Below are 25,153 nucleotides of genomic sequence, written 5' to 3' on the forward strand. Positions count from 1 at the left end.
CAGTAAATTATTCCCTTGTTCTCCTTCTTTCCCTAGCCCCTAGCCCCTAGCCCCTAGCCCCTAGCCCCTAGCCCTAGCCCCTCTCTTCCCCGCTACCCGTCTGCTTCCAAACACTTGCCCACAATCAGAAATGAAACATGAGGTTAATTGAAAGATGAAAAATTTGGATGAACGTGGGCATTTGTTGACGGAACAGGTGAATGCCAATAGTGAAAATTTAGACCAATTGACCTCTCTGGAGTTGGTCGATCTGTTTAATCGTGAGGATGCTCAAACTTTGGCGGCGATCGCATCTGCTCGTCAACCTTTGGCAATAGCAATTGATATCACCTCTGCGGCTTTGCGTCAAGGGGGGCGACTGTTTTATGTGGGTGCGGGAACTTCTGGGCGTTTGGGGGTTTTGGATGCGGCTGAATGTCCCCCCACTTTTTGTACGCCGCCGGAGTTGGTACAGGGGATTATTGCAGGGGGTGCGGGGGCTTTGGTGCGGAGCTCGGAGGATTTGGAGGATCGGGCCCATGACGGGGCGGAGGCGATCGCTCACCGTCATGTTACTGCTTTGGATGTGGTTGTGGGAATTACCGCTGGGGGGACAACGCCGTTTGTGACAGGTGCTTTACAAGCCGCCCGCCAACGCGGGGCTAAGACTATTTTTATGGCTTGCGTGCCTGCTGAACAAGTGGATGCTGAGGCTGATGTTGATATTCGCCTGTTGGTGGGCCCGGAGGTAGTGGCGGGTTCGACGCGGCTGAAGGCGGGTACTGTGACGAAAATGGCACTGAATATTCTTTCGACTGGGGTGATGGTGAAGTTGGGGAAGGTGTACGGAAATCGCATGGTTGATGTGGCGGTGACTAATAAGAAGTTGCGCGATCGCGCTGTGCGGATTTTGCAAGATTTGACGGATTTGAGCCGGGATGAGGCTGGTTTTTTATTGGAGAAAAGCAATAAGTCTGTGAAGTTGGCTTTGATGATGCACTGGACTGGTTTGGACAAGGAAGAGTGCGATCGGGTTTTGGCAGAATATCAGGGTAATTTACGGGCGGCTGTTGCGGGAATTGTTCTAACTAGGGGCTAGGGGCTAGGGGCTAGGGGCTAGGGAAGAAGGGGAAAAGAGGGGCTGGGGAAAAAGGGAAAAAAATGGCTAGAGACTAGGGAAAGAAGGGAATAGAATGTAGGGAGTTTCAGGAGCTTAGAGTGTCTTAAATGCCTTGGCGGTTGCCATAACGGTTAACTCTTAACCGTTAGGACAAATTCTTGTAGGCTGGGCGCTGCGATCGTCTGATGGGAGTAAGAGAAATATCGTCAAGCCGCAGCGATCGCCTTACTACTTTATCAATATGACTATCCATAGAATAGAGTATCTGATTCTTTCTTCGGTTATAAAACATAATGAAACCCTCAGAAATATAGCATCGGACTTTAGACTCTCTCAATTTGAGGTGGCTGTAGCAGCTACTCACTTATTTCAGAAAGGTTACATCAAGGCTATATTTCCAGATGAAGCTATATTTCCAGAGACAGATGAAAGAACTATTAAAGATATTACTTTAAACCGGTCTCAGATTCAGGCACACTTGGACGGAAAACTCAACGCTTATTACTACTTAACTCCTCAAGGGGGAGCCTTGTGGGAAACTGTATGTCATGCTGATTGGAATAAATATTTGAAAGGTTATTCAAATCCTGTTGACGATATGGACGAGTTCTTAGAATCAGCAATAATTTCACAAAATAAGGAGTTAATAGAAGAATGCCTGAGCATAACAGAACATTTGTTCAACTGCACTATCATTGACGGTACAGAAGTTTGGGAAGATATAGAATTTTGGAAACCAACGTACTGGAAAACTTTACCCAAAGCTTATAAAGTTACTTATAAGTATCAAAATTTTGAAAGTTGCATCGACTCAAACACACCTCAAGAATGTATCGAACAAGATCGACAAGCGAAGCGGTGGAACCCGGAAATGTTGGATTGGTATACAGAGCCAGAATTAGATACAAACCCATCAAAATTGTTTGGAGATGAAGAGCTAAACTCTTACGCAACATTAGCAGAAACTCCGAATCCAAAAGTCGAATACTTGATTCTTGAGTTTGCTGTAATATTCAACTACTACGGACTAAGAAATGTTGCGTCCTCAAAGGACTTATCTCATGCTGAAACAGCCCTTGCAGCGGATTCCTTGTTTCAGAGAGGGGACATTAAAGCAACGGTATTTGCTGATGAATATGACGAGTATCACACTGATGGAAATTCAGATGTTATCTTAACAATGGCCGGGATTCAAGATCACTTAGATGGGAGACTTCTAGCTTCCTACTATTTAACTCCTCAAGGTGGTGCTAGATGGGAAGCAATGGCTCATCCTGATTGGAATAAATTTTCCATTGTAAATTTTCTTGGGCAGTTTCCTTATGAAGAAGGATTTTTCGGTACTCAGCGAGAAATCATAGAGCAATTGCTGGCTTTAGAGCATTTGATTTTCATGTATGAACATATCCCAGGAACAGAAAATTGGAATGTCCTAGAACCTTGGGAAGCAACATATTGGAAGACTTTACCGAGAGGCTATTACGTTAGTTGTGAATTTCAGCCCAATGATTCGTGCTTAGATTACCAAAAAGAAGGAGCTTCCCTTGAGTTAGTTGAGGAATACAAGCAAGCATTGCAATGGTACGAAAACATGAAGAAATGGTATACAGATCCTTCTTTTGACTAGACTTTAAAGCTTTACTTAATTGATTGCTATCATAGATATTACTACTTAATCAAGAAATCACGAATCAATACCTCTTGAGTCCGCGTAGGCGGACTTGGTTTGTATAGCCGCGATTTCCAATCGCCAGGGTATATTAAAAAGTTCCTTTGAGCAGTGACTTGACGAATAAATCAATAAGAGTTATAATGGTTCTATAAAGCAGGCAAAGGCGGTAAGAACTATGTCTAAAACGCCAACAACAAAAGAGCAATTACTTAAGACAATGGCTCAGATCCAAAAATCCCAGAAAGCAGAGGTTTTTTGCGAACCTGTGATTGCCAAAATTCTAGGAACGCCGAAGAAATGGAAAGCGTTAAATAAGAGCGAACTGTGTCTGGTAATCGATGCTTGGAAGCAAATGTTATCAGCTTGTCCTCAAACGGCAAATTGGTTGCCACTAAGAATTAGCAGTCGGATTTTCTCACTGGCCGCCGATGGAGTGCGCTGGGTAGATTATTTCGGATTTGCTTCAAAGCAGGAAGCGGAAGCATTTTTAGAGAACATTATGCCTGACTGCAAATGGGCGGCGATTCGCCAAGGAGGTAAGCGAGTTAATGCTAGTTTTGAATGTAAGGTTTGGGGATTGAGTTCTGAAAAGTTTCAGTCTATTGTTGCTAATGAAAAAATGCTAAGCGGCCCACAAATGACGATTTTTTTGATGAGTTGGTCTACTTCTTCTCGCCAAGTTACAGATTTAGTTGTTAGTTGTTAATTGTTGATTGTTAGTTGTTGGTTGTTGGTTATTAGTTGGAATTACGCACGTCAAGGCCAGAAACACGAACAGAAACCGGGTTTCTTTGTAGATACCTAGTTAGTGAATAACGTTAATTTCTCATAGAAACCCGGTTTCTTTATACCTGGGTTTCTTTGTATATCTCTAGTTGAGAATGTTAATATTTCCTAGAAACCCGGTTTCTTTATACCATTAGCAAGTAGCAAGTAGCAATTAGCAATTAGCAATTACCAATTAGCAATTACCAATTACCAATTACCAATTAGCAATTACCAATTACCCTCCAAGAGGTGTTTGTTTAGGAGGTCTGGGAAAAGGGGATTTAAGGGGACTAAGAATTTTATTAAGTTCCCGCAATTGTTCAGCAGTTCCCATGCAAATCAGCATATCTCCACCTGCAATGGTGGTGTCGGCGGTGGGGCCTGCGATTAATGTGCCGTCATCGCGGCGAATTGCTAATACTAATGCTCCTGATTGCGATCGCAGTTTAGCATCTCTGAGGGTTTGCCCCGAATAGGGGCAACTGTCGGGATCGACCAGAAATTCTTCCATGTAAAAAGAGCGATCGGTTCCCGTCAAAATTCCATCCACAAAGTCCATTACTTGAGGGCGTAAAGCAGCAGCGGCCATCCTTTTGCCGCCCGTGATGTAAGGTGAAATCACGGCATCTGCACCACCCCGCTGTAACTTTTGCACTGCTTCTTCTGTTGTCGCCCGCGCGATCGCGCGTACATTCGGGTTGAGGGTTTTTGCGGATAAAACTGCATAAAGATTTTCGGCATCCGAGGGTAATGCCGATACGATACAAACTCCCCGTTTAATTCCTACATTTAACAGGGTATCGTCAAGAGTCGCGTCCCCTTGAATCGCTTTATAGCCTGACAAGAGGGCATCTTGGATGGAATTTGGGTCAGAGTCTACGACGACAAAAGGGATGCCTTCTGCTTTGAACTCTAAGGCAATTTGGCGGCCCATGCGCCCAAAACCGCAGAGAATGTAATGTCCAACTAATGAATCTACCAAGCGCCGTTGTTGCCTCAGCCTAGCTCCTTCTTGAAAGTAACCTTGAATTAGGGCTTCTGTAAAGCGGTTGACGATGTAACCGATGGTGACAACACCCATTAAAATTAGGTAGATGGTGAACATCCGCCCGCGCGAACCAAGGGGGTGAATTTCGCCATAACCTACGGTGGCTAGAGTAAATACTGTCATGTAAGCGGCATCGAGGGGCGGCCACCCTTCAATCAGGCTATACCAAAGCGTGCCGATGCAGAAAATGCCGCCAAGGGCGATCGCACCGCCAACTAATTCTTTTTGCAGACGTTGGTATTTTTGCTCTAGCGTGGAGTACACCGATTTAGTTGATTATTTTAGGATTTACGCAGAAGATATCCCCCAACTCTTAAAAAGCACAAGGGGGCTTTTGATATCCCCCCTTTTTTATAGCAGTTAATGAACTAACTCAGGAATTGATTTTTGAGCAGTTTGGCTTTCCAAACTTGGATTTTTCTTAAATCCGCTGAGAATAGTTTCCAACATCGGCTGTATTTTGGCTATTTGTTCCGCCCGAATAATTAAATCCCACAGAGGCTCAAATTTTTTCCAACCGCCTGCATAAAGTAAATGCCGCATTCGATGATTCCAAGTATTTTTAGTGGCAACTCCTTGAAAAATCGAACTCCACCGATAGAAATCTCGATAGGCCCGCCAGTAACCAGATTCTAAAACTTCTGGGGTCATTTTCTTAGGTTTAAATACAACATTGCGAGTATCGTACAAATCCCAATTGTGATGATCGATCCGCTTTTCAGCATCCATTCGCTGATATAAGTCTGTACCGGGGTATGGCGTTAAAATGTGAAATGTGGCAGTTTCTATCCCATTATTTACCGCCCATTCTACAGTAGTATCAAACACAGTTTCATCATCTTCGTCCATGCCGAAAACAAAACTGCCATTAATCATCACACCCATATCATGTAAACGCCGGATTGCAGCACTATAATCCCGATTTAAGTTATGATATTTGTGCTGTTCTCTTAGATTGACAGAATTAAGAGTTTCAAAACCGACAAATAAACTTCGCAAGCCACTTTCTACAGCTTTCTCTAACAAGTCTGGCTGCAAAATTGCATGGACTGTTCCCGCAGCTTGCCACACTCGCCCCATCCCTTTTAAACCATCGAATAAGGCACTGGCAAAACGGACATCTCCAAACAAGTGATCGTCAAGAAAAAATAGGTGTTTTCCTGGCAATCTTTCAATTTCAGCTAAGGCATGATCCACTGTTTGAGTGTAGAAAGATTTGCCACCTTTGAAGAAGGATTCTTTGTAGCAAAAATCGCAGTGATGGGGACAACCACGCGATACAACGATGGAATTGGGGACTAAATATAGTTGCCTTTTGATTAAATCGCGGCGGATTGGGGGGACTCCAATTAAAGTGCGATTTCTAGAGGCATAAACTTTTTCTGGTTTGCCTAAATGCCAATCTTTAAGAAACTGCGGCCAAGTATCTTTGCCAGGGCCGAGAAATATGGTGTCAGCATGGGCGGCGGCTTCTTCTGGGAGGGAGGTGACATGGAGGCCGCCGAGGGCGATATAAGCACCTTTTTGGCGATAGTAATCGGCTAATTCGTAGGCGCGGTAAGCAGAGGTAATGTAGACTTGAATTACTACTAAGTCTGGTTCGTCATCTAGGTTTAAAGGTTCAACGTGCTCGTCTTGGAGTTCGATTTTGTCATCTTCACTGAAAAAGCTGGCAATTGTGGCTAATCCCAAGGGTGGAAATAGGGAATATTTAATTGGTCGCCAGTGGGGGCTGAGGGCTTCAGTGAGGGCTGGCAAAATCATTTTCACTTTCATTTGTTAGCTCCTTTGATGACGATAATTGAATTAAGTTGTGGCTTTAGCTAATGATAGCTGATGGTTAGAGGAAACGCAGGAATCGCAGGGGATTTTAACAATTATTTAAGATAGCGATTTTAGGATTAAATAAAACTTTATTTTGTCATGGATGTTGTTCCAGTTCCGCAAACTAATTTACCATTTTCAAGTCTGGGAGGTAGGGGTGTAATTATACCGGGCTTGTCAGTGCTACACAGGATGGATATTGTTGTTATTACATTCTCCTGATAGGGCTTGGTTGATATTAAAAAAGCACCCCCAATATAATTCTTAAGCTCCCGTTTTTTGGAGATTCCATAATTAAAAGCAGCCTTCTTAGTTGCACGAACTGAATACTTGTAATTTGTGGTCTCCGTTTTAATGCCAAGTCCTAAAGCATCAACAGAAGAGGCAAAAGCACTTTTTTCTGCAAAATGTGCTTGCTGCGCTCGGTTCATTGAGCCAACATACTGTTTTGCTTCCGAGGAGGGACTTTTGTTAGAACGACAAGCAAAAAATAATGGGTAAGCGATCGCGCCAATTGCCCCAATCAACATTAAAAGTAAAAAGCATCCGCACCCTGCATTAGTTGATTCTGAGTTTCTAGTCATAGTTTTATCTCCTTAAATTGATGATTTGATTAATTTAATTGAATAGTGTTTGCTACAGAGTTCTATTTCTGAAAGCTAAGGGGATATGCAAGATGATCTCGCTATGATGAATATGCGATCGCTTTTCTACACCAGATCCATATCTTGTAGTAAAATCAGCTACGATGAGATATATGTAATATATGTATCAAAATTGGAACCCAAGCGATCCATTACCTAATGCCAAAGAAGCTGAAATTGACCCTCGTAAGTTTGAAGAATACTCAATGAAGCCGGATCACCCCTCCAATCAAGGCAAATGGAGAGGTTTTGTCTTGCTTGGATATAATGTAGAAAATCCACAAAGCCGTAAGGTGGCAGCAGAAGATGTAATTAACCAATTGCGTATTGGTCTTGAATCCGCACCAGCGACTCAGACTCGAATGAGTCCGCACGGTATTCGGTTTGAGGTACGAGTGAGGATTCAAGGGCCAAATAAAGTAGAAGGAAACCTTTTTACTAGCTGGCAAATAGATCGTGGTAGAGATATCCCAAAGCTAATCACAAATTGGGTTGAAGTTTACATTTAATAGGAGTAAAACAATGAAAGCAAAAATCTATGACCAAATTCAAACATTAATTGAAATTCCTGATGAATCTTCTGACTTTCTCATTCCAAAAGGAACGGTAGGGGGCATAGTCGAATGTTATGAAGATCCAGAAGTTTACGCGGTAGACCTTGCCATTCCTAATGAAAAGTTTGTAGGAGGTTTTGCCTACATAAATATTATTCTTGAGCCTGAACAATTTGAGGTAATTATTCACCTGCCCGCAGAAGTAGAGGCGCGAATGAAAATATTATCGTTAATTCCGACCAGATTGAAAGTGTAAATACTGTGGACAAGTTTAGAATTAAAGCGATCGCATCTTTCCTAATAACACGATCGCCTTAACTTCAACTAATCCCTAAACTCGCGCCTTTTGTACCTCTTTGCGCTCAAGGGATGTCGCCTGAATCGCCTTACTGCCTATGTAAAAATCGCGTAATTCCACTCTCGTAAACTTAACGCCCCAAGGGTCAGTTGTTGTATCTAACTCTTCCACTAAAGCATTATTGATCTCATTACGAGCCGTGTAAAGTTCCTCCACAGCTAATTTCGCAATGTGCGTCCGAATTGAAAGAATCAACATATTTAGCATTGCTTCTTTAAGATTTTGCACCTTATAGGAAGCTTTTTCTAAGTCAATTATTCGCCAATAGACAATAAATTCAACAGTGACGGAAACTCGATCTTTGGTCGTGCATTGTTGCGGTTGTAGGTTTAAAATTTGTTCGCGAAGGGTTTCTTTATAAGCGACTTGCTCAATAAAGGGAATCAAAAATGTCAAACCTGGATCGAGTTTCTTACCATCATATTTTCCAAAAATTTCAACTAAAGCTTCATCACCTTGGCGGACAATCTTGACACTGCTAGTTAAGGATACACCGGTGATAGCAAATAACACCATCAAAAAATACTGATACATGATGAATCTCCTGGTAAATTGTAAGGTAGACGTGAAATGAATTGAGTTTTCTGTAAACTGTTAATTGCTGATGTGAATGAATTTTTCTGGTACAACAATCAGCGTGTTACCTTCCCGTCGCAAAACATAAACTTTTTGGCGGGGTGCAATTGTTCCTTGAGAATCTTCATTCCGGGCTTTCCAAGAAGCACCTTCATAAATCACCATTCCGGTTTCTCCTGCCAAAATTTCTGAGATTGTTGTGGCTTCGGTTGCTTCGGGAATGACAAATTTTTTGCGAATAATAAAGACTGGTCTAACCCAGACAGTTAGGGGAAGAGCTATGCCCATCCAATACATAATCTGCCAGTCAAAATCTTCATACATTACGTCCACCCAACTAAACTGAAATGCTATCGATCCTCTCCATAAAATAAAGGCTTCAATTAGAGCGGAAGATCCCATCATTAGCACATAAAACCTGTGTTTTTGTGGCTGTGTTTTGACGATCAATAGCTCAATTAGAGCCAGTGTCACTCCGATAAGTAACCACAAGATGGGCGGCGTGATTGTGAATACTGGTTGATTAGTTGCTGCTGCTAGCGACCAGATTAAAGTAGAGTACACAATGCTTCACCTCCTATTAACTGCTCAACTTTCTCTGTTATTTCCTATCAAATCCGTCTGATAGCTGAGTTCGTGACTGAGTTGTTTGAGAATTCATTGACTTTTCATCGACTTTAGGGATAATTGATATTTAAGATGGTTGCAGTGTCTTGACCGTAAATAACCAATGCCACGATCGCTAAGGGTGCGACAACAGTGCATTTCCGCAGTTAAATCTGCCCTTCTCAGAAATGGCTTTCCTAGCCAGAAAATTCTTGCTGAGGACTTAGGGATAGCCCAGTCTACTGTCAGTAATTTTTTGAATGGTAAACCTGTAGATTATGCCAATTTTGCGGAAATTTGCCGGGTTTTGGCGCAGGAATGGCGCAATATTGCTGATTTAGAGGATAATTCTCAGCCAGAGGAGACGCGGCGAAAAAAGGCAAAAGTTGCGATCGCGCATTCTGCGGACAACAACAGCCTTGCTCAGCAGTTGCAATCAGCATTGATCGCAGCGGGTCATGAAGTGTTTTTAACTAGCAAAAACGCCGATCTAGAGTCCTATTTAAAGCTTTCTGATTACTTGCTGTTGCTGCTTTCGGAAGAATCTGCGATCGGTGAAATGATGTTAGCACAGGTACAGCTAGTTCTGGAATTGCATCATTTAACTCCCCAAAAACCAGCAATTTTACCGATTTGTGTTGACTTTTACCCCAATGGGCGATCGCTGGATTTGTTAAGTTATTTAGAAGGGATTCAGCCTTGGAAGTGGCGCTGCGCGGACGATAGCTCAAAGTTAGCCTCGGAAATAGCGATCGCGATCGCACAGGGTCGAACTTCTCTAAGTGCTGACCATGAATTAGCCGTAAATAGGAGTTTTTTAGCAAAGCCTAACTTAGCCGTTACGCCTAATAAAAAATTACCTTGCTTGCAACCATTATCAATATTAATACCAGAATTACCAGCAGGACAGGTAGCACTAAATTCTAGCTTTTATATCGATCGTTATCCGATTGAATTGCGCTGTTATGAAACTATTAGCCAGCCAGGAGCATTAATCCGCATCAAAGCACCTAGACAAATGGGTAAAACTTCTTTAATGTCAAGGATTTTATATCAAGCGGAGCAAGAAGGTTCTCGGACGTTTTCTCTAAGTTTTCAGTTAGCTAATAAGAGAATTTTCGCAAATTCAAATACATTTTTGCAATGGTTTTGTGGTTGTCTTAGTCAAGAGTTAGGTCTGCTAGATCGGTTAGTTAAGCACTGGCAATTAGCAGATATTATTGGTAGCAACCAGTGCTGCAAAGCCTACTTTGAACAGTGTTTACTTGCAGAAACATCAACACCTCTAACTTTAGGTTTAGATGAAGTCGATCGCGTTTTTGAATTTCCCGAAATTGCTGATGATTTCTTTGGATTACTGCGAGCTTTACACGAAGAAGCAAAGCGGCGCGATATCTGGAAAAATTTTCGGTTGGTAGTAGTGCATTCAACGGAAGTTTACATTCCTTTAGATGTGAATAAATCTCCATTTAATGTCGGTTTGCCGATTGAATTGCCAGAGTTTGATTCGCAGCAAGTGCAAGAATTGACGAGGAGGCATGGTTTAGATTGGAATAAATTTGAAGTTGAAAAATTGATGAGTTTAGTAGGAGGTCATCCTTATTTATTGCGTCTAGCAATGTATTATATTGCCCGTCAAGATGTGACTTTAGAGAAGTTGGTGAAAGATGCCCCAAGCGAGTCGGGAATTTATAGCGATCATCTGCGGCGGCATTTGTGGAATTTAAATAAATATTCGGAATTGTTGGAGGGAATGAGAGCCGTTGTAACGGCTGCTAGTGCAGTACGATTGCGCTCAGATTTAGCTTTTAAATTAAATAGTATGGGATTGGTAAAAATTGATGGTAATGATTGTAGTCCCAGGTGTAAGTTATATCAAGAATATTTTCGCGATCGCTTAACTTAAAAACGATCGTAATCGAGGTGAGTTCGAGAAAACAACAGGTTTCTTTGGTTGGGTGCGTAAGTCCCGTTAGAGTAAGTATCCGCTCCGTCATTATTGGGTCATAAAAATATCTATCAATTGAAAGGTGTTCTTTTTTTGCTGACTAGCTATCTTTAAGATAAGCAGCCAAATTCTTAGCAAACTGCAACGGTTGCTAAGTTGGCTAAAAGTACAATTAGAGTGAATTGACTCCATGCACACTACCATAGATATATTCCGAAAAGCTGACTCCCAGACTCTCTCAAAAACACCCATTCAAGCTGTAAATTATGAAGAAGCTGAGCAGCAATTCGTCAACTTGCTCGATACAGAGGATCTAGATGAGAAAGTAATAGCGCAACCTTCACTAGCTAGCAACTTTGAAAGCGCGATCGCGCAGGCAATCCAAGCTGCTTACAAACAACCATCCGGCGACGATCGCGCTCACCGCTTCCTGATGCGATCGCTTTACCGCATCAACAGACTTAAATTTTTTTGGTACGACGACTTGCGCCACTACACCAACGAGCGATCGCACTACTTAAGGCAAGTGCGCGATCGCATCGAATCACCTTGGCAAGAATGGGAACTCGCCCAAATTGCCGTACCTGCACTGCAAGCATTGCCCGATATCAAGCAAGCACTCAGCGATCGCTGCGCCGCTGATGTCAACCCACCCTTATCGGCAAGCGATCGCTACCTACGCGAACAAATGAGCGAAGCTGGATATCGCCACCTACTCGCGATCGCCTCCTTCGACGGCCTAGTAGAAGCCAGCCGCCTCTCCCGCATCCTCGGCGGCGCAGGTAACGAAGTCCAATCAACCCTCACCCGCGTACTCATCGAAGAATATGGCGGCGGCCGCTTCCCTCGCAAACACTCCACCTACTTCGCCCAAATGCTCTCCGAATTGGGGATGCACACAGAACCAGAAGCCTATTTTGACCTAGTACCCTGGGAAGTCCTCGCCAGCATCAACCACAACTTCCTACTCACAGAACGCAAGCGCTACTTCCTGCGCTACAGCGGCGGTCTTACCTACTTCGAGGTAGCCGGGCCCGCCGCCTACAGAAATTATCTCGCCGCCGCCCAGCGTTTGCAACTCTCAGACGGCGCAATGGGTTACTGGGAACTACACATCAGAGAAGATGAACGTCACGGTCGCTGGATGTTAGATGATGTCGCTTTACCGCTAGCCGAAAAATACCCCCAAGACGCTTGGGAACTCGTGCTTGGATACGACCAAGAAAAACTTCAGGGCGATCGCGCAGGTGCAGCCGTAGTGCGATCGATCCAGCAAGCCGAGCGTTAATAATTTTTAGAGGGTAATTACACCAAATCGGCATAATTACCCTCTTTCTCTCAACCCGCACAAGTCTTCACGTCTTCACTGATTCAATTGCTCCTTTAATTCAGCAAACACTTAGAGACAAGTCATCAACTGAATTAACTCCTTCGACAAATCAGTACCGAATTTATGCTGCTTCCTAAACAAAACACCCGCCAGTAGATAGATGTTAGGAGAATAAAAAGCCATTTCCTTCTCTCGCAAAGCAGCGATCGTATTTCTCACCTTCAATTCCGAACTGTAATAGCCAAAACTCATCGGTGAAACCATAAAATTAGCAACATTGTAGCCTTCCTCTAAAGCATACTCAATCAACCCCACTGGATGAGAGTAGCTAGAAACCATCAACAACACATTTTCATAGCCTAGAGATAAAAGCTGCCTCGCAATTCTAGAGCCATCTCTACCTCCATGTAGTAGAGGTTGATAAATCTTATCATCTTCAGCCGGAAGATAAGGCGGGTTTGAGATTAAATAACCGCCTTTAGGTAGATCCGAAGTAAAAAAACTAGAATTGTGGATGATATACTTATCGCTGAGTTCATATTCTTGAATTTGGGCGCGAGCAATATTCGCCGCTAGATAATTCAATTCAAATCCATGTATTGTCCCCTCAAAGCTCGTTGTCAATAAAGACTTAATAACTGGACTACCATCTCCCGCTCCAAATTCAACCACAACCTCATCATTCTCAGGATAATCATTAAATACTAAGCTTTCTAAACATTGTGAATAAAAATTCGATTCTTCTGGGCAGTAAAAAACTCGTTTTAAAGCTTGAGATGAACTGAGCATATAACCTTAGTACCTTAATTAACTGTAACTAAATTAACAGTTATAAAACCAGTAATTCCTCTATCGTGAGAGTTATTTCTTCATTTTGTTGGAAGATCATTGAGGATATCCCTAACTTCCCCACTAGCTACATACAGCACTTTCCAGGTTTATGAAGTACACCCCAGAAACCAGGTTTCTTCTCTGATTCCTGCCAGAAATCGGTTTTTGCATAAGAAACCCGGTTTCTATATACTTCACTTACCTGGAAAGTGCTGTATAGCAACCTTCTTAGTAGTTAAAACGTTCTGAGTCCCACCAAACTCCCTGATTCTATTCCCTTCCTTCCCCGCTTCCCCTTCTTCCCCTTCTTCCCTTTCTTCCCCTAGTCCCTAGCCCCTAGCCCCTAGCCCCTATTTAATTAGTTACCGCCAGACTGTACCGATTTACGAGTCTGGTTGGGTTCATCTGGCTTGTGCTGCCAACTGCCATCATCACCTTTAATGTATTCGCTATTTACACTGTTCCAAGCCACGCGAGTTGCAGCTTCTTCGCTCATCCCATCTTCACTAGCACTCTTAAAAGCAGCCTGAAAAATTTGCTGAGCTCCTTGGGGTAATTCTCTAGCTTCTGAAGGTAAAGAATCGAGTTGTTGTTCTGGCATATAAAGTCTCCTATTATTCAAGCTATAAAATAGCTTAAAAGCCTGCGGTATAACCTTCCTCTTTCTGAATGAATATTCTTGGGGATCGCACCCTATTTCTCAGAGTTGATTTCCTAGTAAAGTCTTAAGTAAAGACCAATACAAATTTACGAGAAAGCTCCATTTTTAAGAATAATGTGGCGATCGCTATCTAAAGCAATCTTCCCTTCCTGCAATAACTTATTAAGTTCTCGCGTAATCGTCACCCTCGTAGTGCAACAAGCCGCCGCCAGTTCCTCATGAGTCAGTCGCACGCTCAGGCGAGTTTCCCCCGCCTCTAGTTGACCGATTTCCTGTTTCAACAGCAACAGCAAGCGAGATAAACGATCTTTAACGCGCCGCTGTCCAGCAATTGCTAAGAGAATTTCTGTTTGCCGCAACCGCTGGTTAATTTTAGGTAAAAGTGTCTCCGCTAGCCGGGGCGATATCCCCAGCTCAGCGATCGCAATACACACTAATTGCACCTCTGAAAGCGCGGTCGCTTGATATACTTGTAGCGATGTCATGCTAGAGCCAAAGGGCGTGGAATGGCCAGCAAATCCCACAATCACCTCTTCCCCATTGTCAGCAAGGGTACTTAATTTCACCAATCCCTCACAGACTAGCCAAATGGTTTGGGGAATCAGCGGAATCATCTCGCCTCTAGCATAAGTATGCACGGGGCGATCGTCTATGGGATCGTAATCATTATTTTCTAAAGCAGCTTCCGCCCGCTTACGCTCAGTGATGTCGCGCACGCAGACACGCAGACCCACCACTTGGCCTTCGCAGTTACGAACCGATCCCAGGGTGAGAGCAGCATCAAAAACTTCGCCGTTGCGGGGTTGCAGGCGGATGCCCCACTCCAACACGCGATCGCGCCCTTTGAGCAAATTTAGCTCCCGACGAAAGTGAAGGCGCTCCGCTTCCGGGACGAAAACCGCCAGGGGTTTCCCGATTAGGTAGTGCTGGGGAATATTTAACAGCACAGTCGCCGCGCGGTTAGCTTCCTGGATTATCCCTTCTGTATCAGTCACTAAGTAAGCGTCGGGAGCAAACTCGAACAGATCTAGGTAGCGCTGGCGTTCTGCTTCCAGTAGCGTCTTTGAGTCTATTAGTTCCTCATTCTGCTGGAGTAATTCTACTGCTGCCAGTTGCAATTTTTCCGAGGCCGTACCTAGTTCTTTGAAAACTCCAGGCAGCATTTGTGGCATCTGCACAGAAGGTGCGGAAGCACCTTGATAGAGCTCACTCAAACGTCCGTACATTGTCTCTATCTGCCGGACAAATAAATCTAAATTCATGTCACTCCTCATACCCTGCATGTTAATAATCTAAAACTACAAAATTTATAGTTGTGAACTCGTAGCTAATTGAAAAATTGATAGAAACAATAGTCTGTAGCCACAAATACACACATCTTTCATATTTGGTCATTCCTTTTGACAGATATTAGTTTTTCACTAATATTGATATGATTTTGCTGGTTATTATCTCCCACCTATTTCCTCCTAAATACTAATGACAAAAGCAAAAATGCAGCCGCTCTGATGAGCATCGCGAAGATATCGAATATCCCTGTGTTTTTTAATTAATTTTTTGTTTGAGCATACAACAGGTAAATTGCTATGATGTCGCAAAAAATAGAAGCCTTAAGTTTGGAAAATTCCGCCACTAAAATTCTATGCTTTTACACTAATGGAACTAGGTTTATTCAAATTATTAGGATGGCGGATATGGCAGAACCAAGCTTAGAGCGCGTTGTTTTCCCCGGACAGCGGCTTTTGTTTGAAGCCTTGCCAGAGGCTTTCATCGAAATTTCTACTGCCAACCTCACTGCTACAACTATCACCCAAAAAATTCAGTGTGCTGCCATTCAGGTTGATGAAGGATTAAATGTTTGCCTAGAAAATATGCCCTCCAATCGAATAGAAAAAGTTCCCAGTTCATAGCGAGATAAGGGCAGCTATGAACTGTTGAATTTAACTTTTAACCATCACGGTCAGTGGCAAGAGAATGAGAATATTATCATCAAATTAAACTTATATCTTTGACTTTACCTCTATCTTGAGAAGGAATAAGCTAATCTTAAGAGATGAGATAAGGGGATCTAATTGTTTTATATTATTCGCTGAAGATATAACTGGATTTTAAGCTTTTGCGGAATAAAATAGTGAAAACTTAACTTAAGAGTTTAAGAGCAGGCGCGAGTTAACTGGCATTCGCGTAATTTCACGACAAAATGAATAGAAGACTCAACATTATGCAAGACCTATTTTATTAAAATACTCCTCAAGATGATTGGCGAACCTAGAGCGTAAGTCATAGGCTAAGACTATTAAGTTGACTCTGTGGTTTTTGAAGATAAAAGCGATCGCAGGACTTTACAAAAGCAAAGCAACCATGACCATGAAATCTTTTAGTTTGTACAAATTTGTTTTGGCTGGTGCTTGCACTCTGAGTTTAGCAAGCGTATCCTTCGCTCTGCCTGCTTCTGCCCAATCTGGAGCTGGCGGCACAGGTACAGGTACAGGCGCAACTGGCGGCACAGGTACAGGTACAGGCGCAACTGGCGGTACAGGTACAGGTACAGGCGCAACTGGCGGTACAGGAACCACTGGCAACGGCACAGGTGGAGGTACTGGCACTACCACCAATCCCGGCACTACTGGTACAGGCACGGACACCACTGGTACAGGCACTACTGGTACAGGCACCACTGGTACAGGCACCACTGGTACAGGCACCACTGGTACAGGCACCACTGGTACAGGTACTACTGGCACAGGCACTACTGGCACAGGCACTACTGGCACAGGCACGGGTACTAATGGCACAGGCACGGGTACTACTGGCACAGGCACGGGTACTACTGGCACAGGTACGGGTACTAATGGCACGGGTACAGGTACTACTGGCGGTAGCTCTGGTTTAGGCACAGGCACAGGCACGGGTACTAATGGCACGGGTACAGGTACTACTGGCGGCAGCTCTGGTTTAGGTACGGGTACGGGTACGGGTACTAATGGCACCGGCACAGGCACGGGTACTACTGGCGGTAGCTCTGGTTTGGGTACAGGTACGGGTACTACAGGCACAGGCACAGGTACAACTGGCGGCGCTAGGGGTGCAGCGACAGGTGGCACGACTAGCGGCACAGCAGTAAAAACTGGGGGTACTACTTCCGGCACTACCACGACTGAGAGTACCACTACCACTACTACAACCCCCAGTGGCGGTACGACTGGTGGCACGAGTACAACTGGTGGCACGACTACCAACACTACTGCAACACCCTACGGCGCTACAGCCGATCGGAGTTTAACGCGCGATCGCCATAATAATTTGGGATGGGTGGGTGTATTAGGTTTATTTGGTTTGGTTAATCTGTTTCGCAAATCTCGTCACACTGTGATTCAGCGCTAATTATCGGCAGAGTGTACTTAGTGCGAGCGAGAAAGACTGCGATCGCAATTTTGTGGAAAATTTAAAGCTTGAGAAGACGATAAATGTACTACACCGCACAAATTTGTTGAAAAAGTTAGCTAGCTTTGTAGGAATTGCTGGTTTTGCTTCCTTGCTCAGCACTCCCGGATTGGTACAAATTAATTCCCGTGCTAATATTGCCAACCCATCTTTTAGGGGCATTGAATTACAGTGTTCGCGGTTCCTGGTTCATCATTTTTTGATGAGCGGGAACTGCGAACGATTTTTGTTTGTACGGTAGGTAAGATTTATGGATTTTACTAAGAGAAGAGGCATCGCGTTTGAGTTTCCATAAGTTACCCAGCAATTTGAGTAATTTTTTAGTTTTTGATGAGTGGCCGCGATCGATGCTCAGCAGTGCAAATATTATAGGGAGAGAGTTCGCTTTTGTAGGGATTAGTCGAAAAGAAATGGGTTAGAAATCAATAACTATAGCCGCCAACCTATTGCCACCGAAAAATCAGTATCTTCAATCATCGCCTCATCAAAATTAGCATTAGTTAGATCGGCTCCTTTAAAAGAGGTTTTGCTCAAACTTTCAACTTCAGCGACGGTCTGAAAAAACACGATCGTAGCTAACCCCAAAATTATTCCAGATGCTAAAAATAATAAGATTCCCTTGAGACTATCTCCGCCCAAAAATGCGATAATACCGTTACAACCGATAACAGCCGCAGCACCAGCGATCGCACCCGCCACAATCCCTGCTTCAACTTTAGTAATCGCGATCGCAACCGCCCCTGTAGCAGTAAGAGCAGCAGATCCCGCTTCAGCACCCGCCACAAATCCCACAAAAGCACCTGCAATTGTAACTGCGATCGCCACACCACCAGCACGAGCAATCAGAGTACCTACTCGCCTGCGGCTTTCTCCACACCTGGCCGCCTGAAAATTGGCTCCCCTTAAAATCGCCTCCGTGAAATTACAGCCGCGAATGTCGGAACCGCTAAAATCTGCACCCGCGAGATCGAGACCTTTAAAAGAGCGGTTTCGCAAGTCTTGATTAGAAAAATTGAGATTGCGGGCTTGAGTCATAGCGATCGCAGAAAGAGGATGGGGAAGATGGGGGAGCGGGGGAGCAGAGGAGCAGAGGAGCAGAGGAGCGGGGGAGCAGAGGAGCAGGGGAGAAATTTTCGATTAGCAATTAGCAATTAGCAATTAGCAATTAGCAATTAGCAATTAGCAATTAGCCATTAGCCATTAGCAGTATTGCTGAACCCCTTGATTATATTCCCTTCTTCCCCTAGTCCCTAGCCCCTAGCCCCTAGCCCCTAGTTAATGGTGCGATCGCATACCTTAACTACACCCCAAAAAGGTAATATGCTAGTCTGACCCACCTCAATCACACAGTCCGATGGCAGAAACCTTATTCTTCAATGCCCTCCGCGCCGCCATTGACGAAGAAATGGCCCGCGACTCCGCCGTATTCGTACTCGGCGAAGACGTAGGACACTATGGCGGTTCCTACAAAGTGACCAAAGACCTCTACAAAAAATATGGCGATCTGAGGGTACTCGATACCCCCATCGCTGAAAATAGCTTTACAGGCATGGCTGTAGGCGCGGCAATGACGGGACTGCGACCAATCATCGAAGGCATGAACATGGGCTTTTTGCTGCTAGCCTTTAACCAAATTGCCAATAATGCCGGAATGCTACGCTATACTTCCGGCGGTAACTTTAAAATGCCGATGGTAATTCGCGGGCCAGGGGGGTGGGAAGGCAACTCGGCGCTGAGCACTCCCAGCGTTTAGAAGCTTATTTCCAAGCAGTACCAGGTCTAAAAATCGTCGCCGCCTCTACGGCTTATAATGCTAAAGGGTTGCTAAAGTCTGCTATCCGCGACGATAACCCCGTACTCTTCTTCGAGCACGTTCTCCTCTACAACTTGAAAGAAGACTTGCCAGAGGAAGAATACCTAGTCCCGCTAGATAAAGCAGAAATTGTGCGAACTGGCAAGGATGTTACTATCCTGACTTATTCGCGGATGCGGCATCACGTCATGCAAGCAGTGCCGACACTGGTCAAAGAAGGTTACGATCCAGAAGTGATCGATTTAATTTCCCTTAAACCCCTGGATATGGAAACTATCGGGGCTTCAGTTCGCAAAACTCACAAGGTAATTATTGTTGAGGAGTGCATGAAAACTGGTGGGATAGGTGCGGAATTAATTGCTTCGATTAGCGATCGCCTATTTGATGAACTGGATGCTCCTGTATTACGCCTGTCTTCCCAAGATATTCCCACACCTTACAATGGTACATTGGAAAGACTAACGATCGTCCAGCCGCCCCAAATTGTCGAGGCAGTCCAAAAAATGGTCGCTCTGCGAGTTTAAGGTTCAAAAGGCATTGTTAATTGTTAACGGTTAACGGTTAACGGTTAACGGTTAACTGTTAACTGTAAAAGCTCGGCAATTAGCGATTAGCAATTAGCAATTAGCAATTAGCGATTAGCAATTAGCAATTAGCAATTAGCAATTAGCAATTAGCAATTAGCAATTAGCAATTAGCAATTAGCAATTAGCAATGCCCTAAGACAATCACAAAATAACGATATAATAATCATTTGTTGATCCGGGTTACGTTATGCAAAAACAGCGTTCATTATTAGCTCTAATCTTAGTTTTAGTTCTGGCAGCAATTACTGTAGTGGTAAAAGTTCCGCCAAGGCTTGGATTAGATTTACAAGGAGGGTCGCAACTTACAATTCAGGTGAAAACGACCCCGGAAATCCCTAAAATTGAGCAGCAAATGTTAGAGGATGTGCAGCGGATTGTCGAAAATCGCGTTAATGGTTTAGGGGTATCCGAAGCCGTTGTACAAACAGTAGGAGAAGACCAAATTCTCGTACAGCTACCAGGAGTCAGCGACCCCCAACAAGCTGAGCGGGTTTTGGGCGGGACTGCACAGTTAGATTTTCGGGAACAGTTGCCTGGAACTGAAGCACAGTTAGGAATTGAGAGGCAAGTGCAGGCAGAATTGTTAGCGAAGCAGGTAGAGTTAAAAAATAGTGGGAATCAAGCTGCAATCGAAGAAAATCAGGCAGCTTTGAAGAGGAGTAATGAGGCAATTGCCCAACTCTATAAAGTTACTGGACTCAATGGGAAAAACCTCAAAGATGCCCAAGCTGAACCGACACAGGGCGGTAACAATTGGAAAGTAGTTCTCCGCTTCGATCCACCCGGTGGAGAACTATTTGCTCAAATGACTAAAAATCTGGCGGGTACGGGACGAACTCTTGGTATTTATTTAGACGAAAACCTGCTTAGTTCTCCTACTGTGGGAGTTCAATTTGCAGAGAGTGGCATCACCGGTGGCAATGTAGAAATTACAGGCAGCTTTACAGTTCAAGAAGCTAACGATTTAGCAGTACAATTACGCGGCGGTGCTTTACCAGTTCCAGTAGAAATTATTGAGAACCGCACTGTTGGCGCTACTTTAGGTCGCGATAGCATTCAAAGCAGTATTTATGCAGGTCTTGGTGGTTTAACATTAGTATTGATATTTATGATCGCTTACTATCGACTGCCAGGAGTAATTGCAGATGTATCGCTCTTAATTTATTCGCTGCTAACTTGGGCTTGTTTTGTGCTTTTAGGTGTGACTTTAACGCTACCAGGAATTGCTGGTTTTATCCTCAGTATTGGCATGGCTGTTGATGCTAACGTGCTAATTTTTGAGCGCACGCGGGAAGAATTGCGGGCTGGTAAAACTTTGTATCGCTCTGTAGAATCTGGTTTTTATCGGGCTTTTTCTAGTATTTTAGATGGCAATGTAACAACTGTGATTGCCTGTGCTGCCCTTTTCTGGCTGGGTTCGGGTTTAGTCAAAGGTTTTGCGCTAACTTTGGCATTAGGTGTAGCAATGAGTATGTTTACAGCGATTACTTGTAGCCGTACTTTGCTGTTAGTAGTATTAAGTTTTCCTGAGTTACGGAAACCTCAATGGTTTTGTCCTAATTTACCAAAGGCAATATCTTAATTGTTAACCGTTAACAGTTAACCGTTAACCGTTAACAGTTAACCGTTAACCGTTAACAATTACCAATTACCAATTACCAATTACCAATTACCAATTATCAGATTTATGAAATTCAGCGTTATTAAATATCGGTCGATTTGGTGGGCGGTTTCTTGCGCTATTATCTTAGCGGGTTTAGTGTCGATGGTGATTTCTTGGACTAATCCAAATATCGGTGCTCCTTTACGACCAAGTTTAGACTTTATTGGTGGTACTAAATTACAGTTTGAACTTGACTGTACTCAACCAGCAAATTGTAGTAAACCAATTGACATTGCGGCTGTTAGACAAATTCTCGACAGCCAAGGTTTAGCTAATAGCAGCATCCAACTTGTTACAGATGCAAATAATAAAAGCAAACAGGGTATCTCGATCCGTACAAAAACTTTAGATGTAGAACAACGCACTAAGTTACAAACAGCTTTAAGCGAAAAATTAGGCGCTTTTGACCCTAAATCTACTAAGATTGATACAGTAGGCCCGACGCTAGGGAGACAACTTTTTACCTCTGGATTGCTGGCTTTAATGCTCTCTTTTGCAGGTATAACAGGTTATCTGACGTTGCGCTTCCAGTTGGACTATGCCTTTTTTGCTTTTGTTGCCTTGTTCCACGATGTATTAATTACCCTTGGCATTTTCTCTATTTTAGGTTTAGTTCAGGGTGTAGAAGTTGATAGTTTATTTGTGGTTGCTCTCTTGACAATTATCGGTTTTTCTGTTAACGATACGGTGGTGATTTATGACCGAGTGCGAGAAGTAATTAAGCTAAATCCAAACGAACCAATTAATCAAGTTGTGGATGATGCTGTTAATCAAACTTTGGGACGATCGATCAATACGACTATGACGACGCTGCTGACGTTATTTGCTATCTTCTTGTTTGGGGGAGAAACGCTAAAATATTTCGCGCTGGCGCTGATTGTTGGGTTTATTGCGGGTGCTTATTCAAGTATTTTTGTTGCTAGTACGCTGCTGGCTTGGTGGCGCGAACGTACAGGTAAATCTGTCCTCGTTCCTGTTGATGGCCCCAATCCTCAAGATGATATTGAAAAATAGGAAAAAGTGAAAACTCCTCCTTTATCTTCTTCCTCTTCGCTTGATAATGACCCCATTTTTCAAGCTGAATTGCAAAGGCTTCATCAATTAACTGTTTATGGCCGTTGGTTAGTTGTTGTGTTGCTGTGGCTGAGCGTAGGCATTTTAAGTTTGTGGGCGTTGCGCGGTGAAATATCTTTGTGGCTAGAAAATTTCACTTGGGCCGCTGTGCGCTATGGTTTGATTTATAACCGCTTGCCTGCTATTGGTTTGGGTTTGTGTATGGGTATGACTTTGGCTGTACTCGTTTGGCAAAGTCGTAATATTTTGCTCGGATTGCCTCGGAAAGAACAATTGCGTTTAGAACAACAAGTTCGCCGTATTCGCCAACAAGGGCCAAGTCATCCTCTATGGCGGTGGGTATGTAGAGAATGAAGGAAAAAAGAAAAATATCCCGGCGATTGAAATCGCGGCTAGACAAACAAAGTCCGCCTGCGCGGACTAATGAGGTTGATGGATTTTTTGCAAGATATCGCAAATTTCTTGGTAGTTAATACGTTCTAAGTTCCCCCAAACTCGCTGATTCTATTCCCTTCTTACCCTTCTTCCCCATCTCCCCTCCTTCCATCTTCCCCATCTTCCAGTGCCAATCCTACACCTGTGTGGACGCTGATAAATACGGGTTCGTAGCCCCAATTGGAGAGGCGATCGCGCCATTGTTCCTGCTGTTGTGGCGTTACTAAATCACATTTATTCAAAGACAAAGAAACCGCTAAGCCTGTAGATTCGGCCTTGACTAAAAACCGACTTAATGCTATGGGTTCTAAATCTGGTTCTACCAAGGCAAAAACTAAGAGAATTTGATCGGCATTGGCAATAGGAGGGCGATTGAGTTCGGTTCGGCGAGGAAATACTTCTGCGATCGCGCCTCTTCCCCCAGCCCAGTCTGGTTCTTCAACTACCACGCGATCGCCCACCATCACCTGCTGACCAATTTTTTTTAGTCGCGATCTGCGGGTACAAAGGAGTAGAAGGGGAGAGACATTAGGCATTAGGTTCGATTCTGCACCTGAATCTTCACCACTAGAACCTGAGACTTCACCTATCTTGTCAGGGTTTACCAGTCCCGGATCTAACCGTACTTGGTAAAAATTGGCTTGAACAGCCAATACAGTACCCACAAGTAAGGACGAATTAACACTCATCCTTCTTCCTTGCGATCTCTTCCTTCTTCCCTCTGTTTAAAACCGATCGTGATTTCATCCTTCTAACTGCTAATTTCATCCTTCATCCTTCACAAGAGGACGCTGCACCTTTAGAGCAAAATAGTCTCGCTCCTGAGCAGCAACAAACTGTGTATCTAGAATCTGGTAGCCTTCCATTGTCAGACTGTCAGGTACTTGCTCAATCGGTTCGCCGGGATCTAGCCAAACTTCCAAAACTTCCCCAGGGGACATTTGTTCCAAACGGAGTTTAGTCCGCACAAAATTAATTGGGCAGGGAGTCCCCCGTAGATCCATCTGGATTCTGGGCTTTGAAGTTACACTTTCGCTCATTTTTGAAATAAATTCCCTAAAAACCCTTCAATCCCGCCTTTTCCCGTGCGATCGCCTTTCAGTTTAGCCAATTGCAACAACAGATCCCGCTCCTCCGTTGTGACACGGGTAGGAATATCAATCGCTACTGTAATCAAATGATCTCCGCGACTAACTGGGTTTCCCAACCGAGGAACGCCTTTTTTCTCTAAAGTCAAAACTGTATTCGGCTGAGTTCCCGTCGGAATCAACAACTCCGTCGGCCCATCTACGGTATCTACCTCCAAGCGACAGCCCAAAATTGCTTGCAGATAACTAATTTTAACTTCCGAATGGATGTTGATCCCCTCTCGCTTAAATACTGGGTCTTCATCCACCGACAAAAATACGTACAAATCCCCTGGAGGGCCGCCCATTTTCCCAGCATCCCCTTCATTGGATACCCGCAAGCGAGTCCCGTTGTCAACTCCTGGGGGAACAGTAATTTTCAGTTTTTTTGTAACTTCCTTTTGACCTCTGCCACCGCAGACTTCGCACTTGTCCTCAATTACCTGCCCGCTACCGTTGCAAGTGGGGCACACTGAAACTTGAGTAAAGCTACCGAAGGGAGTGCGGGTAGCACGGCGAACTTGACCCGTACCGCTGCAAGTTTGACAGGTTTGAGGTCTGGTTCCTGGTTTTGCCCCTGTACCGCTGCAAGTTTCGCAGGTTTCTAAATGTTTAATCCGAAGTTCTTTATCTCCACCAAACACTGCTTCTTGAAACTCTAGCTTCAAGTCAAGCCGTAAGTCGTCCCCACGCACGGGCCCTGTACGCCGACGACCTTGTTGAGTGGCAGCACCGCCTGCAAAACCGCTGAAGAAGCTCTCAAAAATATCAGCGAAGCTATCGCCGAAGTCTTGACTAAAGCCGCCTGCTCCAGCACCGGAAACGCCTGCTTCGCCAAAGCGATTGTAGCGCTCCCGCGTTTCTGGCTCTGAGAGAACCTCGTAGGCGCGGTTGATCTCTTTGAAGCGCTCTTCTGCGCCTGCTTCGTTGTTGACATCGGGGTGATACTTGCGAGCTAGGCGGCGGTAGGCACGCTTAATTTCTTCTTTATCTGCATCGCGAGAAACACCGAGTATTTCATAGTAGTCGCCGGCCATATAGCTACTTGCCTGGAGTAAGTAATAGTAAACTGTGCAAAAAACATGAGGGAG

Annotated in this window: 24 protein-coding genes and 2 pseudogenes; 13 read left to right on the forward strand and 13 right to left on the reverse strand. The window is 44.1% G+C overall.

Translation table 11 applies throughout. The features are described from left to right. Nucleotides 1–154 precede the first annotated feature (154 nt). The 3 genes from murQ (at nucleotide 155) to OSCI_RS17370 (ending at nucleotide 3,477) form a co-directional block, all read left to right on the forward strand. Nucleotides 155–1,078 (forward strand): N-acetylmuramic acid 6-phosphate etherase, encoded by a 924-nt coding sequence (gene murQ / locus OSCI_RS17360; protein ID WP_007356362.1) that lies wholly within the window; start codon nucleotides 155–157, stop codon nucleotides 1,076–1,078. Nucleotides 1,079–1,340: 262 nt separating this feature from the next. Further along, nucleotides 1,341–2,726, forward strand: coding sequence for a hypothetical protein (locus OSCI_RS17365; RefSeq protein ID WP_234708768.1), 1,386 nt, complete (start codon nucleotides 1,341–1,343; stop codon nucleotides 2,724–2,726). Between the two features lie 220 nt (nucleotides 2,727–2,946). Then, on the forward strand, nucleotides 2,947–3,477 hold the full coding sequence (locus OSCI_RS17370) for a hypothetical protein (RefSeq protein WP_007356364.1): 531 nt from the start codon (nucleotides 2,947–2,949) through the stop codon (nucleotides 3,475–3,477). Between the two features lie 297 nt (nucleotides 3,478–3,774). On the opposite strand, the gene OSCI_RS17375 is transcribed toward OSCI_RS17370, so the two are convergent. From OSCI_RS17375 to OSCI_RS17385, 3 genes are all read right to left on the reverse strand, one after another. Further along, nucleotides 3,775–4,851: a potassium channel family protein gene (locus OSCI_RS17375; protein ID WP_007356365.1), complete on the reverse strand. Its 1,077-nt coding sequence runs from the start codon at nucleotides 4,849–4,851 to the stop codon at nucleotides 3,775–3,777. Between the two features lie 96 nt (nucleotides 4,852–4,947). Further along, complete coding sequence (locus OSCI_RS17380) at nucleotides 4,948–6,363, reverse strand: B12-binding domain-containing radical SAM protein (RefSeq protein ID WP_007356366.1); 1,416 nt, start codon at nucleotides 6,361–6,363, stop codon at nucleotides 4,948–4,950. Nucleotides 6,364–6,500: 137 nt separating this feature from the next. Then, nucleotides 6,501–6,995 carry a type IV pilin-like G/H family protein gene (locus OSCI_RS17385; protein ID WP_007356367.1) on the reverse strand — a complete coding sequence of 165 codons (495 nt, stop codon included), beginning with the start codon at nucleotides 6,993–6,995 and terminating at the stop codon, nucleotides 6,501–6,503. A gap of 182 nt (nucleotides 6,996–7,177) precedes the next feature. On the opposite strand from OSCI_RS17385, the gene OSCI_RS17390 reads away from it, so the two are divergent. Both OSCI_RS17390 and OSCI_RS17395 read left to right on the forward strand, forming a co-directional pair. Further along, nucleotides 7,178–7,564, forward strand: coding sequence for a DUF6883 domain-containing protein (locus OSCI_RS17390; protein ID WP_007356368.1), 387 nt, complete (start codon nucleotides 7,178–7,180; stop codon nucleotides 7,562–7,564). Between the two features lie 13 nt (nucleotides 7,565–7,577). Further along, nucleotides 7,578–7,865, forward strand: a complete 288-nt coding sequence (locus tag OSCI_RS17395; RefSeq protein WP_007356369.1) for a hypothetical protein — start codon at nucleotides 7,578–7,580, stop codon at nucleotides 7,863–7,865. 75 nt (nucleotides 7,866–7,940) lie between these two features. Here the strand turns inward: OSCI_RS17395 and OSCI_RS17400 are convergent, their stop codons facing one another. After that, complete coding sequence (locus tag OSCI_RS17400) at nucleotides 7,941–8,501, reverse strand: SPFH domain-containing protein (protein WP_007356370.1); 561 nt, start codon at nucleotides 8,499–8,501, stop codon at nucleotides 7,941–7,943. A 60-nt stretch (nucleotides 8,502–8,561) separates the two neighbouring features. Then, entirely contained in the window at nucleotides 8,562–9,107 is a 546-nt protein-coding gene (locus OSCI_RS17405; protein WP_007356371.1) for an NfeD family protein, read from the reverse strand. Nucleotides 9,108–9,273: 166 nt separating this feature from the next. On the opposite strand from OSCI_RS17405, the gene OSCI_RS17410 reads away from it, so the two are divergent. Together OSCI_RS17410 and OSCI_RS17415 are read left to right on the forward strand one after the other, a co-directional pair. Further along, nucleotides 9,274–11,055, forward strand: a complete 1,782-nt coding sequence (locus OSCI_RS17410; protein WP_019487049.1) for an AAA-like domain-containing protein — start codon at nucleotides 9,274–9,276, stop codon at nucleotides 11,053–11,055. A 232-nt stretch (nucleotides 11,056–11,287) separates the two neighbouring features. Beyond that, nucleotides 11,288–12,385: an iron-containing redox enzyme family protein gene (locus OSCI_RS17415; protein WP_007356373.1), complete on the forward strand. Its 1,098-nt coding sequence runs from the start codon at nucleotides 11,288–11,290 to the stop codon at nucleotides 12,383–12,385. Between the two features lie 111 nt (nucleotides 12,386–12,496). Here OSCI_RS17415 and OSCI_RS17420 read toward each other — a convergent pair whose 3' ends face one another. From OSCI_RS17420 to OSCI_RS17430, 3 genes are all read right to left on the reverse strand, one after another. Continuing rightward, nucleotides 12,497–13,216, reverse strand: coding sequence for a hypothetical protein (locus tag OSCI_RS17420; RefSeq protein WP_007356374.1), 720 nt, complete (start codon nucleotides 13,214–13,216; stop codon nucleotides 12,497–12,499). 400 nt (nucleotides 13,217–13,616) lie between these two features. Then, nucleotides 13,617–13,859 (reverse strand): ChaB family protein, encoded by a 243-nt coding sequence (locus OSCI_RS17425; protein WP_007356375.1) that lies wholly within the window; start codon nucleotides 13,857–13,859, stop codon nucleotides 13,617–13,619. A 146-nt stretch (nucleotides 13,860–14,005) separates the two neighbouring features. After that, the gene (locus OSCI_RS17430; protein ID WP_007356376.1) at nucleotides 14,006–15,181 is read right to left on the reverse strand and encodes a PAS domain S-box protein; all 1,176 of its coding nucleotides are present in this window, start codon (nucleotides 15,179–15,181) and stop codon (nucleotides 14,006–14,008) included. Nucleotides 15,182–15,505: 324 nt separating this feature from the next. Between OSCI_RS17430 and OSCI_RS17435 the strand changes: the two genes are divergently transcribed. Together OSCI_RS17435 and OSCI_RS17440 are read left to right on the forward strand one after the other, a co-directional pair. Further along, on the forward strand, nucleotides 15,506–15,829 hold the full coding sequence (locus OSCI_RS17435) for a DUF1830 domain-containing protein (protein WP_007356377.1): 324 nt from the start codon (nucleotides 15,506–15,508) through the stop codon (nucleotides 15,827–15,829). Nucleotides 15,830–16,280: 451 nt separating this feature from the next. Then, nucleotides 16,281–17,303 (forward strand): hypothetical protein, encoded by a 1,023-nt coding sequence (locus OSCI_RS17440; protein WP_007356379.1) that lies wholly within the window; start codon nucleotides 16,281–16,283, stop codon nucleotides 17,301–17,303. On the opposite strand, the gene OSCI_RS31020 is transcribed toward OSCI_RS17440, so the two are convergent. Next, a complete protein-coding gene (locus tag OSCI_RS31020; protein ID WP_173401167.1) occupies nucleotides 17,304–17,525 on the reverse strand; it encodes a hypothetical protein in 222 nt (73 codons plus the stop codon). It lies immediately after the preceding gene. Between the two features lie 267 nt (nucleotides 17,526–17,792). Then, nucleotides 17,793–18,398 carry a pentapeptide repeat-containing protein gene (locus tag OSCI_RS17450; protein WP_007356381.1) on the reverse strand — a complete coding sequence of 202 codons (606 nt, stop codon included), beginning with the start codon at nucleotides 18,396–18,398 and terminating at the stop codon, nucleotides 17,793–17,795. Nucleotides 18,399–18,717: 319 nt separating this feature from the next. Here OSCI_RS17450 and OSCI_RS17455 point away from each other — a divergent pair. From OSCI_RS17455 to OSCI_RS17470, 4 genes and pseudogenes are all read left to right on the forward strand, one after another. Further along, a pseudogene (locus tag OSCI_RS17455) lies at nucleotides 18,718–19,700 on the forward strand (alpha-ketoacid dehydrogenase subunit beta). Nucleotides 19,701–19,950: 250 nt separating this feature from the next. Then, nucleotides 19,951–21,345: a protein translocase subunit SecD gene (secD, locus tag OSCI_RS17460; protein WP_007356382.1), complete on the forward strand. Its 1,395-nt coding sequence runs from the start codon at nucleotides 19,951–19,953 to the stop codon at nucleotides 21,343–21,345. Between the two features lie 105 nt (nucleotides 21,346–21,450). After that, entirely contained in the window at nucleotides 21,451–22,440 is a 990-nt protein-coding gene (secF, locus tag OSCI_RS17465) for a protein translocase subunit SecF (protein WP_007356383.1), read from the forward strand. Between the two features lie 6 nt (nucleotides 22,441–22,446). Next, complete coding sequence (locus OSCI_RS17470; RefSeq protein WP_007356384.1) at nucleotides 22,447–22,854, forward strand: hypothetical protein; 408 nt, start codon at nucleotides 22,447–22,449, stop codon at nucleotides 22,852–22,854. A gap of 212 nt (nucleotides 22,855–23,066) precedes the next feature. Here OSCI_RS17470 and rsgA read toward each other — a convergent pair. From rsgA to dnaJ, 3 genes and pseudogenes are all read right to left on the reverse strand, one after another. Continuing rightward, a pseudogene (gene rsgA / locus OSCI_RS17475) lies at nucleotides 23,067–23,624 on the reverse strand (GTPase RsgA); the annotation flags it as partial. A gap of 75 nt (nucleotides 23,625–23,699) precedes the next feature. Beyond that, complete coding sequence (locus OSCI_RS17480) at nucleotides 23,700–23,975, reverse strand: sulfurtransferase TusA family protein (protein ID WP_007356386.1); 276 nt, start codon at nucleotides 23,973–23,975, stop codon at nucleotides 23,700–23,702. After that, on the reverse strand, nucleotides 23,972–25,099 hold the full coding sequence (dnaJ, locus tag OSCI_RS17485; RefSeq protein WP_007356387.1) for a molecular chaperone DnaJ: 1,128 nt from the start codon (nucleotides 25,097–25,099) through the stop codon (nucleotides 23,972–23,974). Before dnaJ ends, OSCI_RS17480 begins: the two co-directional genes overlap by 4 nt. Nucleotides 25,100–25,153 lie beyond the last annotated feature (54 nt).

This window comes from Kamptonema sp. PCC 6506 (genome assembly GCF_000180455.1).
Lineage (GTDB): Bacteria > Cyanobacteriota > Cyanobacteriia > Cyanobacteriales > Microcoleaceae > Kamptonema > Kamptonema formosum.